Source organism: Pseudomonas sp. WS 5078 (assembly GCF_012985745.1).
In the GTDB taxonomy this organism is placed as follows: Bacteria; Pseudomonadota; Gammaproteobacteria; order Pseudomonadales; family Pseudomonadaceae; genus Aquipseudomonas; species Aquipseudomonas lundensis_A.
Genome location: NZ_JAAQWX010000019.1, coordinates 62,183 through 83,830, shown reverse-complemented (window position 1 = coordinate 83,830; position 21,648 = coordinate 62,183). Strand labels below are relative to the sequence as shown.

The following is a 21,648-nucleotide window of genomic DNA, read 5'->3' as shown; positions in this document are numbered from 1 at the left end:
AACCTGTCGCCGCTGCCGTGCAACACGATGCGTCAATACGCCATCGACCACGTCAGGCTGTAGGTCCGACCGCGGCCCTGATAGTCGTACAAGTATTCCGGTCCGTATGTTGGCGAGTAGAACAGCGCTGCACGCTGGCCCCACACGGTGCTGTATTCCTTGTCGAGCAGGTTCTGGATACCCGCGCTGAACGTGCCAAATCCGGTTTCTTGGCTGCCCATTAAATCGAACGTGGTGTAGCCGCTGATTGTGTGGTCGGCATCGTCCTTGAGGGTGAATGCATGGTTGCCTTGCAGGCGTACGTTACGTCCATCTCCGTGCCAGCCCACGAACGCGGTGGATTTGGACAATGATGCGTAACGCGCATCGCGCTTCATCCGGTCGCCGTTAGCGTCTTCTTCCTCTGAACGCACCATGTGCAAGGTGCCACCCACCTCCCAGCCGTCGCTGAAGTGACGGGTCAACGCGCCTTCGAACCCAAAGTCGCGGCTCTTCTTGTCTGTTACATCAATCGTCAGCGTGGCGGCATCTGTGGTGATGACCTTGTCCGACCAGATGTAATAAACCGCGGCCTGCGCATCCCAATCCACATCCGCGAAACGCCACCCGGTCTCAACCTGACGGCTTTTAATACCGGCCAGCGGGTTATCTTTAACGCTCAAACCCGGCTTGCCGTAGTACTTGGCCGGATCCGGCAGGTCGAAGCCTTCGCTGTAGTTGATCCAGGTCTGGTGGCCGTTCTGGAAGTCGTAAATGGTGCCCAGGTTGAACAGATTGACCGCGTAGTCGTTGCTGCCCCCCGGTACATTCTTGAATACGCCCACCTCCACGTCCATTTGCTGGCGCCGCGCGCCGCCGGACAGGGTCAGGGCGTCAGTGAGTTTCCAGTCCAGTTGCGCATACACCGAATGCCCGTCCACGCGGTAGCTGGGATAGCGCGGGGCTTTGCTCTGGGTGACCAGCTCAAGGCCGCCGCTTTGCGAGGAAATGGCCGAATCAAATACGCTTTGCTCGGCGTTGAAACGCTCGCGATCCAGGTCCACGCCATACGTCAGCTTCAAGCGGTCCCACTGCTTGGCGAACAGCGCCTTGAGGCTGGTGACTTCAAAGTTTTGCTGCGATGCCGCAAAGTAAACGCCTTTTGAGCCTTGGGGTTTGGCAGTGTTGTAGTAAGGAAACGGGAAGAAGTTGTTGTCCTCCTTGCGGTAAGAACCCTGTAGGTAGAAGTCCTGACCCAGTACGGCGCTGTGATGGTAGTTGGCGTTGAACAGCAGGCGCTTGGAGCGCGGCTCAAGGTCGGTGTCATAGCCGCTGCGGATCTCGGCATCTTCAAGGTTGGAGGGGGCCTTGTCGTGCAGGTTGGGGAAGTAAATGCCCACGTTGCCGTGGTTGCCCGAGTCGTAATACTGCGCCAGCAGGTCAAGGTCCTGTTCATCGTCGAGCTTGATCGCGAGGCTGCCCATCAGGTCAAGGGTGCGGTTGTACTGCAGGTCGGTCTGGGTGTTGTCGATAAACACCTGATCGCCTTTGCCATCGTAAAAGGCTTCGTTCTGCTCGCCGGAAATCCCCAGCCGGCCGTAGATGCGTTCCGTGCCGCCGCTCACCGATTGCGAGATGCGGCTGGACAGGTCATCGCTGTTGTTGAAGCCACTGGTGGCTGACAGTTCGGTTTCGAATTGAGCCGGGCCGGGGGTGCCTTTTTTGGTCACGATATTGATGATCCCACCCGTGGCACCGCCGCCGTACAGCGCGCTGGCGCCAGATAACACTTCGACCCGCTCCACGTTGAACGGCGAGATGCTGTCGAATTGTCGCGACAACCCGCGCGAGCTGTTCTGGCTGACGCCGTCGATCATCACCAGCACGTTACGCCCGCGCATGTTTTGCCCGTAGTTACTGCGTCCTTCAGGGGCCAGGTCCAGCCCCGGTACCAGCTTGCCGATGGCCTCCTTCAGGGTGACGCCGGTGTCGAGCTGCTCTTGCAACTGCACGTGGTCGACCACCCACACGGTGCCCGGAATTTCGCTGATCGCTGTGCTGGTGCGCGCGCCGACGCTGACTTGCAGTGCTTTGAGTTGCAGGCTTTGGGCGGGCGCTTCGGGCTTGTGCAGGGTCACCGTCCGTGCATCGCTGAACTGCCAGTTCAGGCCGCTGCCCGCCAGCAAGGTCTGCAACGCCTGCGCGACACTCATCTGGCCTTGCAACGCCGGGCTGTGCAGACCGGCGACTTCAGCAGACGTGAACAGCAGGTGCAAGTCGGCCTGGTCGGCGAACTGGGTAAGGGCTTGGTCGAGGTCTTGAGCCGGGACGCTGACAGTGACCTGACGCGTGCTGATGGCTGTGTCTTGTGCCGTCGCTGTCTGAGCCATGGCCTGCACGGTGCCGCCCAAGCTGGCGAACAAGGTGGTGGCGATCAACACCTGACGCAGTCGCTGTTCTTTACGTTGTGCACTACGCGGCTTTTTGACGTGCTCGACCATCGCGTTTTCAATCCTTCTTCGGGTTTTTATGTCGCAAATGAGAACGTATTTCGCTCTCAGTCTTACTACGACGATATGCCCGAGCGGATCTTGCAGTGCCCGCGAAGAATTATTTTCAGCGCACCCACGCCACAAACGGCAAATAGGTGATGTTCAGCCCGTAACGTTGCTCCAGGGTATGCAGCAGGTTTTGCGGGTCGTTGAGGTCGAACACGCCGCTGATTTGCAACGCGCCGAGGCTGGCATCAGGAAGGACGATGCGCCCGTATTGATAGCGCTCCAGCTCGGCCAGCACCTCTTGCAACGGTTTACGATTGAAGATCAGTTTGCCGCGATGCCAGGCTGTGAGCGCATGGGCGTCCACCTGATCGCGCTCGGCCAGCGCTTGCCCGGCTCGGTACACCGCTAACTGATTGGTTCGCAGCTCCAGTGTTTGAGCCTGATGCTCGACCTGCGCGGCGCCGGTGGCCACTAGCACCCTTGTTTGATCCGATTCGCGTCGCACGCTAAAGGTAGCGCTTTTGGCTTGCACCCGATCGGCGCCAGCCTCAACGATAAAAGGCCGCGACGGGTCCTCAGCCACTTCAATCAAGGCTTCGCCCTTGCGCAGTGAGAGCGTGCGGCGGTGTTCATTGAAGTCGACGGTAATTGCGCTGGCGCTGTTGAGCGTGACCCGTGAGCCATCGCTCAATACCCATTGCTGGCGCTGGCCAACGCCGGTGTGATGGGTGTCGAACCAGCCCGGCACAGCCTCGGCGCCGCCATAACCGACCACTGCCAGCACCAGCCCGGCCGCCACCCCGCTGGCCCAGCGTGCAGCCCTGCGGCGCGGGCGAGGTGTGACGACGTGAGTGTGAGCCGTTGGGGTCAAACCGATGTCTGCCCACAGCGCTTCGGCCTCTTGAGCAGCCGCTTTGTGGGCGGGGCTTGTGTGCTGCCACTGAACATACGCCAGACGCTGACGCGCCGTGGCTTCACCCGAGTGCAGCAGGGTTTGCCAATCAATGGCCTGATCATCGAGATCGTCGGAGGGGGGGCAAGGAGGCATTGCGGCGGGCTCAGGCATGGTTGTGTTTGAGCCAGTCACGGCAGTGGCGCAACGCCTGGCCGATGTATTTTGCCACCATACTTGGCGACACGCCCAGCTCAGCGGCGATCTGGGCTTGGGTCATCCCGTCGATGCGGCTCATGAGCAGCGCTTGCCGGGCGTTGGGCGATAACTGCTGCAATGCTTGGTCGAGAATCCCGATGCGTTCCTTGGCCAACAGCAGCCCTTCAGGCGGCAAGCCCGGATCCACAAGTTCTACCGACGGAGGCTCGGCGCTCAAATTACGGGTCTGGCGCTGATCGATCCGTAGCGTATCAATGGCCAGATTGCCCGCGACCTTGAAAATAAAGTGCCGATCATTTTGCACAGTGATTGAGTGTGGATCGATCTTCGCCAATTTGATCCACGTTTCCTGCGCCACATCCGCCGCCCGGTGACGGTCTCGCAGGCGGCGGGTCAGGAACGACAACAGATCGTCGTAATGCTCCTGAAAACTGGCCAGCAAACGGGAAGGAGAAGGCGAGGGCATCAACAGAGACTCAAGCGGCAATGGCGTGAATGAGAAGCCGTATCATTCATGATTGCGCGCCCCGGCGCAATGACCCGCCATGTACGCCACTGAAAGGGAGGACGCCAGAATGCAGTACACCCTTCTTTCTAATCGTGTCAGGGGGCAAGCTCAGTCGCGGCAATGCATCAAGCGATGACTTGCAGGAGAGCGAATAAATAACGGAGGGGTAAAGCGGTTCCCTTGAACAAGGGAAAGAAGAATGGTGCACCAGGCGGGATTCGAACCCACGACCCCTGCCTTCGGAGGGCAGTACTCTATCCAGCTGAGCTACTGGTGCGACGCGGGCGCCATAATACTCATCTGCGTGTCACCCGTCCATGCCGCTGATTGAGCGGGTGTTTCTTGCGCCGATATGGGCTATTAATGGGGGCCGTGCGAGAAAGGGGGTTTAATAGCCGCTTGTTCTTTTTTTCGAACAACCTATTGTCCTTTACCCCCTTTGCTCCTAGGATTCGTTTGAGATTTCAAACGCTCTTGTCTGAGTGCTAAACCGCACGCCGTGTGTGTTGTGCGTTTTTTGAACACTTTGGCAGTGAATGACTTCCTGACGGCAGCCACCTCTGGCGCCTTTCTACACTCAATAATTTGCTCCGCGTCCGCGCGGTGCTGTTAAGGAAAGCCCACATGCAGCTCAAAGACGCACAGTTGTTCCGCCAGCAAGCCTACATCGACGGGGCTTGGGTAGACGCCGACTGCGGCCAGACGATCAAGGTCAATAACCCGGCCACCGGTGAAATTCTCGGTACTGTGCCAAAGATGGGCGCCGCTGAAACCCGCCGCGCCATTGAGGCGGCCGATAAGGCGCTGCCAGCCTGGCGTGCCCTGACTGCCAAAGAGCGTGCCACTAAACTGCGCCGTTGGTTTGAGTTGCTGATCGAACATCAAGATGACCTGGGTCGCCTGATGACCATGGAGCAAGGCAAGCCGCTGGCCGAAGCCAAAGGCGAGATTGTTTACGCCGCGTCGTTCATCGAGTGGTTCGCGGAAGAAGCCAAGCGTATTTATGGCGACGTCATTCCGGGTCACCAGCCGGACAAACGCCTGATCGTGATCAAGCAACCCATTGGCGTTACCGCCGCGATCACGCCGTGGAACTTCCCGGCTGCCATGATCACGCGTAAAGCAGGCCCGGCACTGGCGGCCGGTTGCACCATGGTCATCAAGCCTGCTTCGCAAACACCTTTTTCCGCGTTGGCACTGGTTGAGCTGGCGCACCGTGCAGGCATTCCGAAGGGCGTGTTGAGCGTGGTTACCGGCAGCGCTGGCGACATCGGCGGCGAGCTGACCAGCAACCCGATCGTGCGCAAATTGTCCTTCACCGGCTCGACCGAGATCGGTCGCCAACTGATGGCTGAATGTGCCAAGGACATTAAAAAAGTTTCGCTGGAACTGGGGGGTAACGCGCCCTTTATCGTGTTCGACGATGCAGACCTGGACAAGGCTGTTGAAGGCGCAATCATTTCCAAATACCGCAACAACGGCCAGACCTGCGTCTGTGCCAACCGTTTGTACATTCAGGATTCGGTGTACGACGCGTTTGCCGAAAAACTCAAAGCGGCTGTGGGCAAGCTGAAGATCGGTAACGGTCTGGAAGAAGGCACCACCACGGGGCCGCTGATCGATGACAAGGCCGTGGCCAAAGTCAAAGAGCACATTGCAGACGCCGTGAGCAAAGGCGCAACGCTATTGACTGGTGGCAACAGTCTGGAAGGCAGCTTCTTTGAGCCGACCATTCTGGTAAACGTGCCAAAAAATGCTGCTGTGGCGAAGGAAGAAACCTTTGGCCCGCTGGCGCCACTGTTCCGCTTCAAAGACGAAGCCGAAGTGATCGCCATGGCCAATGACACCGAATTCGGTCTCGCGTCGTACTTCTATGCCCGCGACCTGAGCCGTGTATTCCGTGTGGCGGAAGCCCTCGAATACGGCATGGTCGGGGTGAACACCGGTCTGATCTCCAACGAAGTCGCCCCGTTCGGCGGTATCAAGGCGTCGGGTCTGGGCCGTGAAGGCTCCAAATACGGCATTGAAGACTACCTGGAAATCAAATATCTCTGCCTGGGGATCTAACCCGGCGGGTGGTTCAGCAGAGGGGGCACGAGAGCGATGCTTCCTCTGCGTTTCAACGTGTTAATTCCTGTGGCCGGGAGCGCCATGCCAGTCGATCATCGCATGCTGGCCTGGTTGTCTCCCCGGCGCGTCAGCCTTGAACCACGCCGTTTGATGAGCGGCGAATGAGGACACCCATGAGCAACAAGACCAACGCATCCCTGATGAAACGCCGTGAAGCCGCTGTCCCCCGCGGTGTTGGCCAGATTCACCCGATCTTCGCCGAGTCTGCGAAGAACGCGACCGTGACTGACGTTGAAGGTCGTGAATTCATCGACTTCGCAGGCGGTATTGCCGTACTCAACACCGGTCACCTGCACCCGAAAATCGTTGCCGCTGTTCAAGAGCAACTGACCAAACTGACCCATACCTGCTTCCAGGTACTGGCCTACGAGCCCTACGTTGAGCTGTGTGAAAAAATCAACGCCAAGGTGCCGGGCAATTTCGACAAGAAAACCTTGCTGGTCACCACCGGTTCTGAAGCCGTGGAAAACGCCGTCAAAATCGCCCGCGCCGCCACGGGTCGTGCGGGTGTGATTGCATTCACCGGCGCCTACCACGGCCGTACCATGATGACGCTGGGCCTGACCGGTAAGGTCGTGCCTTACTCGGCAGGCATGGGCCTGATGCCGGGCGGGATCTTCCGTGCGCTGTACCCGTGCGAACTGCATGGCATCAGCGTTGACGACTCTATCGCCAGCATCGAGCGTATCTTCAAAAACGATGCCGAGCCGAAAGACATCGCCGCCATCATCATCGAGCCGGTACAGGGCGAAGGTGGTTTCTACGTGGCGCCGAAAGCGTTCATGGCGCGCCTGCGCGAGCTGTGTGACAAGCACGGCATCCTGTTGATCGCGGATGAGGTACAGACCGGTGCAGGCCGTACCGGTACGTTCTTCGCCATGGAGCAGATGGGCGTAACTGCCGACTTGACCACGTTTGCCAAATCCATCGCAGGCGGCTTCCCGCTGGCCGGTGTGTGCGGCAAGGCCGAGCTGATGGACGCCATCGCACCGGGCGGTCTGGGTGGCACGTATGCCGGTAGCCCGATTGCCTGTGCGGCTGCGTTGGCTGTGCTGGACGTGTTTGAAGAAGAACACTTGCTGGACCGCTGCAAAGCGGTGGGCGAGCGTCTGGTTACCGGCCTCAAGGCTATCCAGGCCAAGTACCCGGTCATCGGTGATGTTCGCGCACTGGGTGCCATGATCGCGGTTGAGCTGTTTGAAGGCGGCGACTCCCACAAACCAAACGCAGCGGCCGTGGCACAGGTCGTCGCCAAAGCGCGTGAGAAAGGTCTGATCCTGTTGTCGTGCGGTCCTTACGGCAACGTATTGCGGGTGTTGGTGCCGCTGACCTCGCCTGACGAACAACTGGACAAAGGCCTGGCCATCATCGAAGAGTGCTTCGCTGAACTGGCGTAAGTCTTGGCGTGTAAGTTGTGATACGTGACACAAAAAAACCGCTTCGGCGGTTTTTTTGCGTCTGTAAAGCGCAATTAGGGCATTTGGCCTGTATCCGACGCGCGGCATTGACTAAGGTGCATGGACATTCCCCGGAGCGTATTCATGACTGCTGTTGATGTGTCCACTGCGCCGAGCGTGCTGATTGCCGAGACCGACCCGTGGTCTCGGGATCTGCTCAAACAAGTGGTACTGAGTGTGCGTTGCGACGCGCGACTGGATGTATGTGGCGAAGGTCAGCAGGCGATCGCACTGTTGGGCGAAAAGAGCTACGACCTGGTGATCGCTGACTGGGACCTCTCTGGCGTCAGCGGTCTCGATCTGTTGCGCCATGTGCGTCAGCGCCGGCGAAGCCCTGTTTTGCCGTTTATCTTGTTGAGTAATCGCAACGACAGTGCCAGCGTGCGGGAAGCCTTGCCACTGGTGCCCACGGCTTACCTGACCAAACCGCTGGACATGCCCGGTCTGACACAGCGATTGCAAGGCCTGCTGCTGAGCGCGGGGCAAGAGGTGGCGTGCGACGTTCCGGCGTTGACCCCCGGTATGACCCTCACGCGGTTTCTGGAACACCGGCGTGCCTCATCGGATGGCGCGCCTTTGCTGGCCGACGTGCAGTTGGCGGTCAAGCGCAGCCTCAATCCGGGTGGCCTGGACCTGAAACTGCTTGAGCAAGAGGTGCGCACCGACCCGCAAATTACGGCGGTGCTGATTGCGGCCGCCAACAGCGCAGCCCAGCATCAGGCCAGTCCGGTGCAGACGCTGGCGCAGGCGTTGCAACGCCTCGGGCCGGCGCAAAGCATGAATCTGGTGCTCGGGTTGACCCTCAAACGCAGCGCTCGTCTCAGCGACCCTTGCCTGGCTGATTACGCGGAACATTACTGGAACGCGTCGCTGCACACCGCTGAATACGGGCGCACGTTGGCTCGCCTGTTGATGCTGGATCAGGAGCGCTGCTACTGCGCCGGGTTACTGCATCGGCTGGGAGATCTGGCGTTATTACGCTGTTTGCAGGAGTGGCAGCAGGCCGGTGGCGCGCTGGACACTCAAGCCATTGACGAGTCGCTGGCTGAGTTCGGCGCGGCCTATGGTTCGGCGTTGCGCACCCGTTGGCGTTTACCGCTGGAGCTGCGCGAGCTGATCGCGGCGATCTATCACTTGGGTGGCGGGGTGTATTCGCGGGAAGCCTTGCTGATGAATCTGGCGGGGCAGGTGGCCAGCTTGCAGCCTGGCGAAGGGGTGAACGAGGTGGCTAAAAGCAAAACGGCACGCCTGTTGAAAGTTGGCGTGCCGGAGCTGGAGCGTCTGCTTAAAAAGTCTTGAGCTTGTGCAACTGCTGCCTGTAGCAGCGGTTGCACGCTCTCCCTTAAACCGCTGCCGGGCGCAGCGAGTACGTCTTCAACTGCTTGGCGAACTCTCGCAGTGATTGAATCCCGCTGGCTTCAGCTTCGTGGACCCAATCTTTGATTGCCGCCAACATGTCGTGCCCGTTGGAGCTGGTCTTGACCCAGATCTGTTGCAAGGCCAGCCGCTTTTCGTAAATCACTTTCAGCGACTGGCTGTGCTCAAGCAACGTCTCGATACGTTGGTGATGACGGTCTTCCAGCAAGCTGGTCTCGCGTGACAGCAAGCGCTTGGCACGGCGGAACTGGTGGCGCACTGAATGATCGACCTTGGCCAGCTCTTGCTGAACCAGCGGTGCAATTACCAACTTGCGGTATTGCGCCATGATCTGAAAACGGTTGTTCAAGATGGCCATGGCGGTGTCCATGTCCAGGCTGCCTTTGCCTTCGACCCGGTGGGCGATGGGGGCAACCCGCTGCACTTTGGCAAGACGCAAAAAGCTGAACACTTTGATCCACGCCCAGCCGAGGTCGAACTCCCACTTTTTCACCGACATCTTGGCCGAGTTCGGGTAGGTGTGGTGATTGTTGTGCAGCTCTTCGCCGCCAATAATGATGCCCCACGGCACCAGATTGGTCGCTGCGTCGCGGCATTCGAAGTTGCGATAACCCACCGCATGGCCCAGACCGTTTACCACGCCAGCGGCCCAGACGGGAATCCACATCATCTGGATCGCCCAGATGGTCAGGCCGATGGCGCCGAACAGCAGCAGGTCGATGGCGAGCATGATCGCAACGCCCAACAGTTTGTAACGCGAGTACAGATTGCGCTCAATCCAGTCTTCAGGGCAGTTCTTGCCATAGATGCGCAGGGTTTCGGGATTTTGTGCTTCTTCGCGATAAAGCTCTGCACCTTTGCGCAAAACGGTCGATAACCCTTTGATGACCGGGCTGTGCGGATCATCGGTGGTTTCGCATTTGGCGTGGTGTTTGCGGTGGATGGCAGTCCATTCGCGCGTGTTCTGTGCAGTGGTGAGCCACAGCCAGAAGCGGAAGAAGTGTTTCAGGCCACCATTGAGCTCCAGGGAGCGGTGAGCTGAATAGCGATGGAGATAAACCGTGACACCAATAATGGTCACGTGGGTCATCAACAGAGTGACTGCCACCAGTTGCCAGGCTGACAAGTCGAGTAAACCGTTGTACCACATAGGCTGTTTGGCCCTCGGGGAAGATGAAAAAAACTGCAACACGCATTATCACTATGCAGGCAGATAAAACCAGTCGGCCTTTCAGATAACAGTCGCGGGATGTTTCTTACACTATAATTCCTCTTTTTTTGTAGGCGTTTTAACTGTCTTATGTCGGTTTCTTATCGTGATGCCATGCGTGCAGCCCTTTTATACGGGCTGTTGTCGGTCTCGTGGCTATTGCTCACTGATCATTTATTGAACAGTTTTCTTGATGATTCAGCCCAATTGGCGCGCTGGCAGCTGGTTAATAGCTATGTTTGGGTGTGTGTCAGTGCCGGGCTGATATTCGTCGCACGTGCCCGCCTGTTCAGTTTTTTGGGTATGGGCGCGCGCTTGAAACGCCAGCGTCAGGATCAAGAGCACCTGCGTCAGGCTGCGGTGGTGTTCGACTGCACCCGTGAGGGCGTGCTGGTCAGCGATCACAATGGCGTCATCGTGCACGTGAACCCGGCGTTGGTGAAAATCACCGGCTATGCACCTGACGAGGTACTGGGTCAACGGCCCAGCATGTTCAAGTCTGGGCATCATGGGCCGGAATTTTATCAGGCCGTGTTCGAATCGCTGGAAAAAACCGGCGAATGGCACGGTGAGATCTGGAATCGTCGCAAAAGCGGCGAGATCTATCCTCAATGGCAGACAATTCGCCCCGTTCGCGACAGCCAAGACCGGGTCAGCCATTACGTGGCAGTGTTTTCGGACATTTCTGCAATCAAAAACACCCAAACCGAATTGATGCGTCTGGCGCATCACGATCCACTGACTGACCTGCCAAACCGCTTGCTGTTCACTGACCGTGCCGAACAGGCGCTGGCGTACGCGCAACGGCACAAATCGGGTTGCGCGCTGCTGATGATCGACCTCGATCATTTCAAAATCATCAACGACAGCATGGGCCACAACGTCGGTGACCTGTTGCTAAAGGCCGTGGGTGAGCGCCTGACGGCGGTGTTCGGTAAAGGCTTTACCGTGGCTCGTCTGGGCGGCGATGAATTCGCCGTGCTGGTGGAAACCTGCACACAGGTTGCTCAGGCTGCCGGCTTTGCCCAGCAAGTGCTCGAAGTCATGAAGGGCGCCTTTATCATTGAAACCCACCAGCTGTTCATCAGCGCCAGTGTGGGCATCAGCTTGTACCCCAATGACGCCCTGAATGCCGAACAATTGCTGCGCAATGCCGACTCGGCGTTGTTCAAGGCCAAAAGCGCGGGCCGCGAAGGCTACGCTTTGTACACCGAAGAACTGACCGCCCATGCGCAATACCGCATTGAAGTGGCCAGTGATTTACGGCGCGCCCTGGAACAGCATGAGCTGCGCGTCTATTTCCAACCGGTTCACGACTTGAGCTCCAGCCGCATGGTGGGCGTTGAGGCGTTGGTACGTTGGCAGCACCCGCAACGCGGTCTGGTGGCGCCGGGCGAATTTATTCCGATTGCCGAGCGTACGGGGTTGATTGCCGAGATTGATGCGTGGGTGCTGGAGCAGGCCTGCTGGCAGATGTGCCAATGGCAAGCGGCGGGCGTGGAGTTGTCGTTTGTCGCCGTGAACATTTCCAGCCGCCTCTTTGCGCGGCCCGAGCTGTATCAGTTGGTGTCTACGGTCTTGACGGACACCGGGCTGAATCCCGCGTTGCTGGAGCTGGAAGTGACCGAAAGTGCGGTCATGGACAATTCTGAAGTTGCGCTGGAGCAGATGCATCGCCTGCGCGAGCTGGGGTTGCGACTGGCGATTGATGACTTCGGCACCGGTTTTTCGTCGCTGTTGCGGCTCAAGCGATTGCCGGTGCAAAAGCTCAAGATCGATCAGGGTTTTGTCGCCGGGCTGCCGAGTGACGATGACGATGTGGCCATCGTGCGCGCAGTCATCGCGCTGGCGCAGAGCATGGGCATGCAGGTGCACGCTGAAGGGATCGAGTATGTCGAACAGGCGCAATTCCTGCTCGACCACCATTGCGACTTGGGGCAGGGCTACTGGTTTGGTCGTCCGGTGCCCGCCCACGCGTTGGATTGGCAGCGGGCGCCGACGATTCGCCCCTGAGTGCCGGCTCAGTTTTTCTCGGGTGGCAGCTCAGGCAGTGCGCGCAACGCGGCTTCGTACCACTCGGTGTTGAAGGCGCGGTCTTCTTCGAGAATCGCGTCAATTTCCACAGCCAGCACGTGGGCCATCATGTTCAAAATGTCATCGCGCTCATAGCCCACTAGCGTCAGCTTGTTGAATGTGGCTTTGGCAGCAGGCGGGTTGTCGGCCTCGATTTGGTTTTCGATGGCCTCGATCAGGGTGTTTTCGGCGAACGCTTCTTCGTCGCTATCGATGTCTGTTGGCTCGCTCATGGGCAGGCTCCTTAAGTAAAGGCGGGCAGTTTAACTGCATTCAGCGCAGTGATGCTGCTAGCCAGTCGAGTGGTGAACCTCTATAACAAACGCTGCCCACCCCCTCAACCCGGCCTGGAGGCTTCGCAATGCTCAAGCTTTACGGATTTGCAGTCAGCAACTACTACAACATGGTCAAAATGGCGCTGCTGGAAAAAGGCGTGCTGTTTGAGGAAGTGCCGTTTTTTGCCGCCCAGACCCCCGAAGCGCTGGCCATCAGCCCGCGTGGCAAAGTGCCGGTGCTGGGTGTTGAGCAGGGCTTCATCAACGAAACCAGCGTGATCCTGCAATACATTGAAGACACTCAACCGGGCGCCGCCCTGCTGCCAGCCGATCCGTTCGAGCGTGCTCAGGTGCTGGCGCTGGCCAAGGAAATCGAGCTGTACATCGAGTTGCCAGCCCGCGCGTGTTATCCCGAGGCTTTCTTTGGCATGAAAGTGTCGGAGGAGATTAAGGAAAGAGCTAAAGCCGAGTTGATTCAAGGCATTTCTTCCCTCGGCAGGCACGGTAAATTCGCCCCGTATGTGGCAGGCGAAACCTTGAGTGTGGCGGACATTTTCTTCCTCTACAGCGTGGATCTGGCGTGTGCCGTAGGGCATAAAGTATTTGGACTGGATTTGTTGGCCGAGTGGCCTGCGGCGAAAGCCTTACTCAAGCAACTTGAGCAAACCCCGCATGCGCAGAAGATCGCCGCCGACAAAACCGCGGCCATGCCGCAATTTATGGCGTGGATCAGTAGCAAGAAATAATCGGGCGCCCTTGGGCGCCCGGATGTAGTCGCTGACGAGTTGCACGTGGGTTGACCCCGACGGCTGCCATTGCCCGGACAGCGACTACCGATTGTTAGCGGCTGGCCAGCAAGGCTTTGCCGCGAGCAACCGCTGCCTTTACCTGGGCCGGAGCAGTGCCGCCAATGTGATTACGCGCATTGACCGAGCCTTCCAGTGTCAGCACCGCAAATACGTCGTCGTCGATTTGATCGCTGAACTGGCGCAGTTCGTCAAGGCTCATCTCTGCCAGGTCCTTGCCTGTTTCAACACCGTACTTCACGGCGTGACCCACGATTTCGTGGCAGTCGCGGAACGGCAGGCCGCGGCGTACCAGATAGTCCGCCAGATCGGTCGCCGTGGAGAACCCGCGCAGTGCAGCCTCGCGCATGATTGCGTGCTTGGGTTTGATCGCCGGAATCATGTCGGCAAATGCCCGCAGCGAATCGCGCAGGGTGTCGGCGGCATCGAACAGCGGCTCTTTGTCTTCCTGATTGTCCTTGTTGTAGGCCAGGGGCTGGCCCTTCATCAAGGTCAACAGGCCCATTAGCGCGCCGAACACGCGACCGCTTTTGCCACGTACCAGTTCGGGAACATCCGGGTTTTTCTTTTGCGGCATGATCGAGCTGCCGGTGCAGAAACGGTCAGGCAAGTCGATGAACTGGAACTGCGCGCTGGTCCACAGCACCAGCTCTTCGGAGAAACGCGACAGGTGCATCATCGCGATGCTGGCGGCAGCGCAGAATTCGATGGCGAAATCGCGATCCGACACGTTGTCCAGCGAGTTGCCGCCAACGGCATCAAAGCCCAGCAGTTGCGCGGTAAATTCGCGGTCGATCGGGTACGTGGTGCCCGCCAGTGCGGCGCTGCCCAGCGGCATGCGGTTAGTGCGCTTGCGGCAGTCTACAAGGCGCTCGTAGTCGCGGCTGAGCATTTCAAACCACGCCAGCATGTGGTGACCAAATGTCACGGGCTGGGCGGTTTGCAGGTGGGTGAAGCCAGGCATGATGGTCTCGGCTTCGCGTTCGGCCTGTTCCAGCAACCCTTTTTGCAAACGGGTGATTTCAGCCAGGATGAGGTCGATTTCATCGCGCAGCCACAAGCGGATATCCGTCGCCACCTGATCGTTGCGGCTACGGCCTGTGTGCAGTTTTTTACCGGTCACGCCGATGCGGTCGGTCAGACGCGCCTCGATGTTCATGTGCACGTCTTCCAGATCAATGCGCCAGTCAAACGTACCGGCTTCGATTTCGCTCTGGATGGTCTTCAGGCCATCGATGATGCTGTCGCGTTCGGCATCGGTCAGTACACCGACCTTGGCCAGCATGGTGGCGTGGGCCACGGAGCCCATGATGTCGTGACGATAAAGGCGCTGGTCGAAGGTGACGGAGGCGGTGAAGCGCGCAACGAAGGCGTCGACGGGTTCACTGAAGCGGCCGCCCCAGGACTGATTGGTCTTGTCGGTGCTCATGGATTCGCTCGTAATCGGCTGAGGGGAGTTACACAAAAAGTTACCGCGAATCATAACAGGGTTGCCCTTCAAGGCGTTGACGCAGGTCGGCTGGTTTTTGCCTGATCTGAGGTATAAACAAAATACCGAAACGAAATGTATCGATTGAGCACCTTCGGCTTGGCAACCGTCTACAGTTGGTCGTATGGATAAGTCGTTACAGATGTTTGCTGGTGCTTCGACGGATCCGCAATTAAAACGAGCCACAGATACAGGTGAATATTGCTGTGCGGTTTACGGCACTTTTTGGCCTTCGCGCTAGTCTTAGCATCGATCGCCGTGACAGCCGTCACTTCACCTGTCTACGCTATCCTTGTGCGAGACTCACGCAGGAATACAGCGCTATATGAATGTCCTGATCGTTGATGACGAAACCCTGGCCCGCGAGCATTTGAGCCGATTGCTCGGCTCGCTTGAGGGCTATACGTTGCTGGAGCCCGTCGCCACTGATGGCGAAGAGGCATTGAACCTGATCGAGAGCCAGAAACCGGACGTTGTGTTGCTCGACATCCGCATGCCGGGTCTGGACGGGCTGCAAGTGGCTGCGAAATTGTGCGAGCGCGAACTGCCGCCTTCCGTGGTGTTCTGCGTGGCGCCTGACGACTTCCCCGAGCAGGCGCTGAAAGACAGCGGCGTCAGCTATGTGCTCAAACCGGTGAATGCCCAGGACCTCAGCGCCGCCCTGAAAGAGGCGCACCGGCCCAACCGCATTCAACTGGCTGCGCTTACCCGTCCAGCAGCGCAATCGGGCAGTGGCCCCCGCAGCCATATCAGCGCCCGTACCCGCAAAGGCATTGAGCTGATCCCTATCGACCAGGTGATCTACTTTATTGCCGACCACAAATACGTGACCTTGCGCCATGAAGGCGGCGAAGTCTTGCTGGATGAGCCTCTCAAGGCGTTGGAAGACGAGTTTGGCGAACGCTTTGTGCGTATTCACCGCAATGCCTTGGTGGCGCGTAATCGTATCGAGCGCCTGCAGCGCACGCCGCTGGGGCACTTCCAGCTGTTCCTCAAAGGGCTCAATGGTGATGCATTGATTGTCAGTCGCCGCCATGTAGCGGGTGTTCGAAAAATGATGCAGCAGCTGTAGCACGCGCCCAATAGGGCGCGTGAGCCCCGTTTTCGGTCAGGGAGGCCGCTGACTTCTGATACAAGTCAAAGCAGATTTGGCTGAGCTGTTATTATCCGCCGTATCTTTTCAGTACGGATTGATCCATGTCCTCTCGCGAAATCCGCATCGCTACCCGTAAAAGCGCCCTGGCTCTGTGGCAGGCCGAATTCGTTAAAGCCCGTCTGGAGCAGGCCCACCCTGGTCTTGTGGTGACGCTGGTGCCCATGGTCAGCCGTGGTGACAAGCTGCTGGACTCGCCGCTGTCGAAAATCGGCGGCAAGGGCCTGTTCGTCAAGGAACTGGAAACAGCCTTGCTCGAAAACGAAGCCGACATTGCCGTGCACTCGATGAAAGACGTGCCGATGGACTTTCCAGAAGGCCTGGGTCTTTTTTGCATCTGTGAGCGCGAAGACCCGCGTGACGCGTTTGTGTCCAATACCTATGCCAGCCTTGACGCCTTGCCCACGGGCAGCGTGGTGGGTACGTCGAGCCTGCGCCGTCAGGCTCAATTGCTAACCCGTCGTCCGGATCTCGAAATCCGTTTCCTGCGCGGCAACGTCAATACCCGTCTGGCCAAGCTCGACGCTGGCGAATACGACGCCATCATTCTTGCGGCAGCAGGTTTGATCCGTCTTGGCTTTGAAGATCGCATCACGTCCGCCATCAGCATCGAAGACAGCTTGCCCGCGGGCGGCCAAGGGGCTGTGGGCATCGAATGCCGCAGTGCCGACACCGAAATACATGCGTTGCTCGCGCCTTTGCATCACGCCGACACGGCCGTGCGCGTTACGGCCGAACGTGCCTTGAACAAACACCTCAATGGTGGATGTCAGGTTCCGATTGCGTGCTACGCCGTGCTTGAGGGTGAGCAACTGTGGTTGCGCGGTCTGGTGGGCGAGCCTAGCGGCGGGACACTGTTGAGCGCTGATGCCCGTGCGCCCCGCAGTGATGCCCAAGCGTTGGGTGAGCAGGTCGCTGAGGCCTTGTTGGCCCAAGGCGCGGGGGACATCCTTAAAGCCGTTTACGGTGAGGCAGGTCACGCGTGACAGGCTGGCGTGTGTTGCTGACCCGGCCAGCCGATGACTCCGCGGCATTGGCCGCCGAGTTGGCCGCTGCCGGGGTGTTCAGCAGCAGCTTGCCGCTGTTGGCGATTCGGCCGCTGGAGTTAAGCGATCCGCAGCGCGAACTGATTAGCGGGCTGGATCGTTATTGCGCGGTCATAGTCGTCAGTAAACCCGCTGCCCGGCTGGGGCTGGCTCTGGTCAGTCAGTATTGGTCGCAGCCGCCCCGGCAGAAGTGGTTCAGTGTCGGGGCCGCCACGGCGCAGATTCTCTGCGGCTATGGGCTGGATGTTAGCTACCCTCCATCGGCAGATGACAGTGAAGCCTTGCTGGCCCTTGAGGAGTTCAAGCGTGCTGTCGAAGGGGCCAAACGCAAGGTCTTGATCATGCGCGGGCAGGGCGGGCGCGAGCGATTGGCCGACCATTTGCGCCAGTTGGGCGCGCAGGTCGACTACCTTGAGCTCTATGCGCGTGAATTGCCGTCCTACCCGCCAGAGGCGCTCTGCCAACGTGTTCAAGTGGAACGCCTGAACGCGCTGGTGGTCAGCAGTGGACAAGGATTCGAACATTTACGGCAGTTGGCTGGCGATGCCTGGACCCGGCTGTCAGCGTTACCGTTGTTTGTTCCAAGCCCCCGCGTGGCTGAGATGGCGCGCAGCGCCGGGGCCCAACATGTTGTGGATTGTCGTGGCGCCAGTGCCGCGGCTTTGCTGGCGGCGTTACGGGAGCATCCCGTACCTGCCCTCTAATGCAAAGGATGGATACGTGAGCGAAACAATCTTGACCAAAGAACCTGTGCAGCCCGCGCCGCAAGCGCCGGCTGAAAAGCCTGTCGTCAAGCCTGAGCGCCGGGGCAATGGCCTGGCGGTCGTCGCCCTGTTGCTCGGTGCTGCCGGTGTCGCGGTAGGCGGCTGGGGCGTGTGGCAGGTCCGTCATCTACAAACGGAGACGGCGCAACAACTGAGCGAAGTGCAAACGTTGGGTGCGCAAACCTTGTCGATCAAGCAAGGTGAGCAACAGTTGCTCACGCGTCTGAACCAATTGCCTTCGGCCAGCGCCCTGGATGATCAGCGCCAACTGGTGGTGCAGTTGCAGGGCGACCAGCAGCGTTTGAATCAGCGCCTCGAAACCGTTCTTGGAGCCAGTCGCAAGGATTGGCGCCTGGCGGAGGCCGAGCATTTGCTGCGTCTGGCCAGCCTGCGCCTTTCTGCACTGCAAGACATCACCAGTGCGCAGGCGCTGGTGGAGGGGGCAGATGCCATTTTGCGTGAACAGAATGACCCGGGCTCGTACGCTGCGCGGGAACAGTTGGCCAAAAGCCTCGCGGCCTTGCGCAGTGTCGAACAGCCAGACCGCACCGGCCTGTTCCTGCGTCTGGCAGCCTTGCGCGATCAAGTCGCCCAGCTTAATGCGTTGGCTCCGGCTTATCAGGACCAAGGCGATTCATTGCTTGGCCTGACGGCTGACGGGGATGGCGCAAGCCGATGGGCGCAGTGGTGGGACGAAATCTCCCATTACATCCGCATTGATTTCAATGCGGATAAAAACGTCCGCCCACTGTTGGCCGGGCAAAGCCTGACGCAAGTACGTCTAGCCTTGAGCCTTGCACTGGAGCAGGCGCAATGGGCGGCGCTCAATGGACAGGCGCCGGTGTACACCCAGGCGTTGGCGCAGGCTGAAGAGGTGCTCAAAGGCAACTTCAATCAGGACAATCCGCAAAGCCAGAAGCTGTTGGAGCAAGTGGTTGAGCTCAGCAAGCAACCGGTAACTGTCAAAACCCCGGACTTGGCCGGCACGTTGAGCGCGGTGCAGGCTTACCTCGAGCGACGTCACGTCAGTGCTGACGAGCCGGGCCAGGCAGCCGGCAACCCGGCGCAGGAGACCAGTCCATGAAGCGCTTCTATGTGATTGTGTTTTTGTTGATCGCAGCGGCGGCCTGCATCGGCCTGGCCATTGCCGAAGACACGGGCTACGTGCTAATCGCTTATAAAAGTTTTCGCTATGAGTCCAGTGTGTGGGCCACGCTGGCGCTGATTGTTGTGCTGTGGCTTTTGATCTGGGGCATCAAGCTGTTGGTCGAGCTGGTGACGGCCTCAACCGGGCTGGTTAACCCCTGGTCGCGTCGCAACCGTAGCCGGCGTGTGCAAATAGCGATCGAGCAAGGCCAGATGGATCTTGCCGAAGGACGCTGGGCCAGTGCGCAAAAACACTTGTCACGTGCAGCCGAAGCAGAGCGGCAGCCGCTGCTGTTCTATCTTGGCGCGGCCCGTGCGGCCAACGAGCTGGGTCATTACGAAGAGAGTGACAAACTGCTTGAGCGCGCGTTGCAGCGTCAGCCACAAGCGGAACTTGCGATTGCTTTGAGCCATGCGCAGTTGCAAGTAGACCGCGCCGACACCGATGGCGCACTGAATACCCTTCAAGCCATGCACGAGCGTCATCCGCATAACGTGCAGGTGCTGCGTCAGTTACAGCGTCTGCATCAACAGCGTGGCGACTGGACAGCGCTGATTCGCCTGTTGCCGGAGCTACGCAAAGACAAAGTGTTGCCCGCCAAAGAACTGGCAGAGCTGGAAAGCCGGGCATGGGGGCAAAACCTCAATCTGGCAGCACAACGCGAGACAGAAGGCGAAGCGGCCCTGCAATCGTTGCAGCGCGCGTGGCAGCAACTGACCTCGGCCCAGCGTCAGGAGCCGGCGCTGGTTTTGGCCTATGCCGAACAATTGCGTCAATTGGGGGCTCAAGGTGAGGCTGAGGAAGTCTTGCGGGGCGCTCTGAAACGCAACTACGACAGCCATCTGGTGCGTCTGTACGGTTTGTTGCGCGGCAAAGATCCGGTCAAACAATTGCAAACGGCTGAAGGCTGGCTCAAGGCGCATCCGGCAGATCCGAGTCTGCTGCTGACCTTGGGTCGTTTGTGCCTGCAGAACAGCTTGTGGGGCAAGGCCCGTGATTACCTGGAAAGCAGCCTCAAACTTCAGCGTAACCCGGAAGCCTGCGCTGAACTCGCCAGGTTATTGGCTCAACTGGGTGAAACCGATCGTAGCAATCAACTGTTTCAAGAAGGTTTGAACCTTTTGGATGAGCGTTTGTTAGCGTTACCCTTACCGGCCACTGCGAGTGGTATCTAAGAAGAGTCCGACTTATGCATAGGCGTAAGTCGGCTTCCCTTAAAGAAATCTCATACTTAATTTCCGGAAAGTAAAATTCCTACGAGATGTAACAAACTATCTTTCAGAGCCTGTCGGTTAATCCTTACAGCCTTACGGAAGCTTCCCCCGGGCCCCATCTTGAAAGGGCCAACGGCTTTCCACTACCGTAATTACCTGTCTATTTTGTTACGGAAAAGCCATGTTTTTGGCCGGCTCACGTTTCATATTTCTCCTGATGTTTTTAGCCAGTTCGACTGTGCTGAGCGTCTCCTTGTATCTGGAGTACGGGCCCGGACTTAAACCGTGTTCGTTATGTTGGGTGCAGCGTTTTTTTCTACTGGCCTTTTGTATCGTGAATCTGATCGCTTATGCGCATGCCTCGCGCCCCAAACGTGTAATGAGTTATTCGATCGTGTCGTTGGTACTGGCGTTCGCCGGGGCAATGAGCGCAGTGCGCCAAGTGATATTACTCAGGGTGCCGCCTGAGCAACTCATGTTCTGCCAGCCCGACTTCATTTGCATGTTGCACAACTTTTCCTTGAAAACTGCCCTTTCGGCGCTATTCAGAGGGAGCGAAGAGTGTGTTCACGTCAGTTGGACAGTTTTTGGCCTGAGCATCCCCGAATTGAGTTTGCTGGCATTCACCGGCCTGTGCCTGCTAAGCATTACGCAGCTCATTCGCACAGTCGTTTCCCGCATGCATAGCCCTCCCTGCGACCCGGCGTAGCAGGTCCCATTAAACGCTTGTATGAATTTTCTCTCGTGCGTACCTTGAAGCAGTCACCGTGCGGGCATAATCTGGCCCGCACGCATTACTGGAATATGCCGCCCAATGCCGTTGCGCTCTAGCGCACTTTTGGGTTCAGACAGGCCCGGCCAACGCTGGGTGGCATGAGCCCATAAGGGAAGAGAGATCACCATGCTAGAGAGTTGCAAGAATGCTCAGGAGCGTTTCAACGGCGTCCACAAGCTGATTGATAACTGGCTGCATGAGCGCGCAGAGCTCGTGAAGGCTTACGAAGCCGTCAAGATCGAGCAAAATTCCTCGAATCCCAAGCGTAAAACCCAAAAAGAGTTTTGCCAGGTGTTGGTCGACTATGTGTCGGCTGGCCACTTCGAGATTTACGATCAGCTACATCAAGAAGCTAAAGCCTTTGATGATGAGCGCGGCATTGAGCTCGCCATTCAACTTTATCCGCGCATTCAAGAAATCACTGAACGTGCTCTGGACTTCAATGACCGCTGTGACGGCAAGGATCATCGTCCTGATTGTGAAAAGCTGGCCGCCAAATTCAAAGAGCTGGGTGCCTTGCTTCATGAACGATTCGAATTGGAAGACTGCCTGATCGAAGTACTGCACAACGCTCACAACCAAAACGTCATGCCCAACGCTGAAGCCATCCAAGCCTGATATGCCACCCCGGCG

Annotated in this window: 19 protein-coding genes, 1 tRNA gene and 1 pseudogene; 14 read left to right on the top strand and 7 right to left on the bottom strand. The window is 58.4% G+C overall.

Annotation, left to right across the window (positions count from 1 at the left end; translation table 11 throughout):
- Positions 1-32: 32 nt before the first annotated feature.
- The 4 genes from HBN68_RS20605 to HBN68_RS20590 all read right to left on the bottom strand — a co-directional run bounded on the left by HBN68_RS20605 (position 33) and on the right by HBN68_RS20590 (position 4,376).
- Positions 33-2,369 (bottom strand): TonB-dependent receptor, encoded by a 2,337-nt coding sequence (locus HBN68_RS20605; RefSeq protein ID WP_262373540.1) that lies wholly within the window; start codon positions 2,367-2,369, stop codon positions 33-35.
- Positions 2,370-2,595: 226 nt separating this feature from the next.
- Positions 2,596-3,528 carry a FecR family protein gene (locus tag HBN68_RS20600; protein WP_094993310.1) on the bottom strand — a complete coding sequence of 311 codons (933 nt, stop codon included), beginning with the start codon at positions 3,526-3,528 and terminating at the stop codon, positions 2,596-2,598.
- 10 nt (positions 3,529-3,538) lie between these two features.
- Positions 3,539-4,057 carry an RNA polymerase sigma factor gene (locus HBN68_RS20595; RefSeq protein ID WP_249275345.1) on the bottom strand — a complete coding sequence of 173 codons (519 nt, stop codon included), beginning with the start codon at positions 4,055-4,057 and terminating at the stop codon, positions 3,539-3,541.
- 242 nt (positions 4,058-4,299) lie between these two features.
- Positions 4,300-4,376, bottom strand: a tRNA-Arg gene (locus HBN68_RS20590).
- 347 nt (positions 4,377-4,723) lie between these two features.
- On the opposite strand from HBN68_RS20590, the gene gabD reads away from it, so the two are divergent.
- The 4 genes from gabD to HBN68_RS20575 all read left to right on the top strand — a co-directional run bounded on the left by gabD (position 4,724) and on the right by HBN68_RS20575 (position 8,985).
- Positions 4,724-6,166, top strand: a complete 1,443-nt coding sequence (gabD, locus tag HBN68_RS20585; RefSeq protein ID WP_169964658.1) for an NADP-dependent succinate-semialdehyde dehydrogenase — start codon at positions 4,724-4,726, stop codon at positions 6,164-6,166.
- A 36-nt stretch (positions 6,167-6,202) separates the two neighbouring features.
- Complete coding sequence (locus HBN68_RS22335) at positions 6,203-6,334, top strand: hypothetical protein (RefSeq protein ID WP_262373531.1); 132 nt, start codon at positions 6,203-6,205, stop codon at positions 6,332-6,334.
- 8 nt (positions 6,335-6,342) lie between these two features.
- Positions 6,343-7,626 (top strand): 4-aminobutyrate--2-oxoglutarate transaminase, encoded by a 1,284-nt coding sequence (gene gabT / locus HBN68_RS20580; protein ID WP_094993294.1) that lies wholly within the window; start codon positions 6,343-6,345, stop codon positions 7,624-7,626.
- Between the two features lie 144 nt (positions 7,627-7,770).
- Entirely contained in the window at positions 7,771-8,985 is a 1,215-nt protein-coding gene (locus HBN68_RS20575; protein WP_169964656.1) for a response regulator, read from the top strand.
- A gap of 43 nt (positions 8,986-9,028) precedes the next feature.
- On the opposite strand, the gene desA is transcribed toward HBN68_RS20575, so the two are convergent.
- Positions 9,029-10,213, bottom strand: a complete 1,185-nt coding sequence (desA, locus tag HBN68_RS20570; protein WP_169964654.1) for a delta-9 fatty acid desaturase DesA — start codon at positions 10,211-10,213, stop codon at positions 9,029-9,031.
- 150 nt (positions 10,214-10,363) lie between these two features.
- Here desA and dibA point away from each other — a divergent pair, with 150 nt between their 5' ends.
- Positions 10,364-12,286 carry a phosphodiesterase DibA gene (dibA, locus tag HBN68_RS20565; RefSeq protein WP_169964652.1) on the top strand — a complete coding sequence of 641 codons (1,923 nt, stop codon included), beginning with the start codon at positions 10,364-10,366 and terminating at the stop codon, positions 12,284-12,286.
- 8 nt (positions 12,287-12,294) lie between these two features.
- Here dibA and HBN68_RS20560 read toward each other — a convergent pair whose 3' ends face one another.
- The gene (locus HBN68_RS20560; RefSeq protein ID WP_094993290.1) at positions 12,295-12,579 is read right to left on the bottom strand and encodes a hypothetical protein; all 285 of its coding nucleotides are present in this window, start codon (positions 12,577-12,579) and stop codon (positions 12,295-12,297) included.
- A gap of 128 nt (positions 12,580-12,707) precedes the next feature.
- Here HBN68_RS20560 and HBN68_RS20555 point away from each other — a divergent pair, with 128 nt between their 5' ends.
- Positions 12,708-13,367, top strand: a complete 660-nt coding sequence (locus HBN68_RS20555) for a glutathione S-transferase (RefSeq protein ID WP_169964650.1) — start codon at positions 12,708-12,710, stop codon at positions 13,365-13,367.
- Positions 13,368-13,461: 94 nt separating this feature from the next.
- Here HBN68_RS20555 and argH read toward each other — a convergent pair whose 3' ends face one another.
- On the bottom strand, positions 13,462-14,856 hold the full coding sequence (gene argH, locus HBN68_RS20550) for an argininosuccinate lyase (protein WP_094993288.1): 1,395 nt from the start codon (positions 14,854-14,856) through the stop codon (positions 13,462-13,464).
- Positions 14,857-15,113: 257 nt separating this feature from the next.
- Here argH and HBN68_RS22065 point away from each other — a divergent pair.
- The 8 genes and pseudogenes from HBN68_RS22065 to rsd form a co-directional block, all read left to right on the top strand.
- Positions 15,114-15,245: pseudogene (locus HBN68_RS22065) on the top strand (sensor histidine kinase); the annotation flags it as partial.
- Complete coding sequence (locus tag HBN68_RS20545; RefSeq protein ID WP_094993287.1) at positions 15,242-15,988, top strand: LytTR family DNA-binding domain-containing protein; 747 nt, start codon at positions 15,242-15,244, stop codon at positions 15,986-15,988. The pseudogene HBN68_RS22065 and the gene HBN68_RS20545, both read left to right, overlap by 4 nt.
- 125 nt (positions 15,989-16,113) lie before the next feature.
- The gene (hemC, locus tag HBN68_RS20540) at positions 16,114-17,055 is read left to right on the top strand and encodes a hydroxymethylbilane synthase (RefSeq protein ID WP_094993286.1); all 942 of its coding nucleotides are present in this window, start codon (positions 16,114-16,116) and stop codon (positions 17,053-17,055) included.
- Positions 17,052-17,819 (top strand): uroporphyrinogen-III synthase, encoded by a 768-nt coding sequence (locus HBN68_RS20535; protein ID WP_169964648.1) that lies wholly within the window; start codon positions 17,052-17,054, stop codon positions 17,817-17,819. Before hemC ends, HBN68_RS20535 begins: the two co-directional genes overlap by 4 nt.
- 16 nt (positions 17,820-17,835) lie before the next feature.
- The gene (locus HBN68_RS20530) at positions 17,836-18,963 is read left to right on the top strand and encodes a uroporphyrinogen-III C-methyltransferase (RefSeq protein ID WP_094993284.1); all 1,128 of its coding nucleotides are present in this window, start codon (positions 17,836-17,838) and stop codon (positions 18,961-18,963) included.
- Complete coding sequence (locus HBN68_RS20525) at positions 18,960-20,201, top strand: heme biosynthesis protein HemY (protein WP_169964646.1); 1,242 nt, start codon at positions 18,960-18,962, stop codon at positions 20,199-20,201. Before HBN68_RS20530 ends, HBN68_RS20525 begins: the two co-directional genes overlap by 4 nt.
- 220 nt (positions 20,202-20,421) lie before the next feature.
- Positions 20,422-20,949, top strand: a complete 528-nt coding sequence (locus HBN68_RS20520; RefSeq protein ID WP_169964645.1) for a disulfide bond formation protein B — start codon at positions 20,422-20,424, stop codon at positions 20,947-20,949.
- 192 nt (positions 20,950-21,141) lie between these two features.
- On the top strand, positions 21,142-21,633 hold the full coding sequence (rsd, locus tag HBN68_RS20515; protein WP_169964643.1) for a sigma D regulator: 492 nt from the start codon (positions 21,142-21,144) through the stop codon (positions 21,631-21,633).
- Positions 21,634-21,648 lie beyond the last annotated feature (15 nt).

What these genes read in the sequence shown, in the direction of transcription:
- HBN68_RS20600 (WP_094993310.1), bottom strand. Translation starts at nt 3,528, where the DNA reads ATGCCTCCTTGCCCCCCCTCCGACGATCTCGATGATCAGGCCATTGAT.
- HBN68_RS20575 (WP_169964656.1), top strand. Translation starts at nt 7,771, where the DNA reads ATGACTGCTGTTGATGTGTCCACTGCGCCGAGCGTGCTGATTGCCGAG.
- hemC (WP_094993286.1), top strand. Translation starts at nt 16,114, where the DNA reads ATGTCCTCTCGCGAAATCCGCATCGCTACCCGTAAAAGCGCCCTGGCT.
- gabD (WP_169964658.1), top strand. Translation starts at nt 4,724, where the DNA reads ATGCAGCTCAAAGACGCACAGTTGTTCCGCCAGCAAGCCTACATCGAC.
- HBN68_RS20595 (WP_249275345.1), bottom strand. Translation starts at nt 4,057, where the DNA reads ATGCCCTCGCCTTCTCCTTCCCGTTTGCTGGCCAGTTTTCAGGAGCAT.
- HBN68_RS20560 (WP_094993290.1), bottom strand. Translation starts at nt 12,579, where the DNA reads ATGAGCGAGCCAACAGACATCGATAGCGACGAAGAAGCGTTCGCCGAA.
- HBN68_RS20555 (WP_169964650.1), top strand. Translation starts at nt 12,708, where the DNA reads ATGCTCAAGCTTTACGGATTTGCAGTCAGCAACTACTACAACATGGTC.
- argH (WP_094993288.1), bottom strand. Translation starts at nt 14,856, where the DNA reads ATGAGCACCGACAAGACCAATCAGTCCTGGGGCGGCCGCTTCAGTGAA.
- HBN68_RS22335 (WP_262373531.1), top strand. Translation starts at nt 6,203, where the DNA reads ATGCTTCCTCTGCGTTTCAACGTGTTAATTCCTGTGGCCGGGAGCGCC.
- HBN68_RS20545 (WP_094993287.1), top strand. Translation starts at nt 15,242, where the DNA reads ATGAATGTCCTGATCGTTGATGACGAAACCCTGGCCCGCGAGCATTTG.
- gabT (WP_094993294.1), top strand. Translation starts at nt 6,343, where the DNA reads ATGAGCAACAAGACCAACGCATCCCTGATGAAACGCCGTGAAGCCGCT.
- HBN68_RS20520 (WP_169964645.1), top strand. Translation starts at nt 20,422, where the DNA reads ATGTTTTTGGCCGGCTCACGTTTCATATTTCTCCTGATGTTTTTAGCC.
- dibA (WP_169964652.1), top strand. Translation starts at nt 10,364, where the DNA reads ATGTCGGTTTCTTATCGTGATGCCATGCGTGCAGCCCTTTTATACGGG.
- HBN68_RS20605 (WP_262373540.1), bottom strand. Translation starts at nt 2,369, where the DNA reads ATGGCTCAGACAGCGACGGCACAAGACACAGCCATCAGCACGCGTCAG.
- HBN68_RS20525 (WP_169964646.1), top strand. Translation starts at nt 18,960, where the DNA reads ATGAAGCGCTTCTATGTGATTGTGTTTTTGTTGATCGCAGCGGCGGCC.
- desA (WP_169964654.1), bottom strand. Translation starts at nt 10,213, where the DNA reads ATGTGGTACAACGGTTTACTCGACTTGTCAGCCTGGCAACTGGTGGCA.
- rsd (WP_169964643.1), top strand. Translation starts at nt 21,142, where the DNA reads ATGCTAGAGAGTTGCAAGAATGCTCAGGAGCGTTTCAACGGCGTCCAC.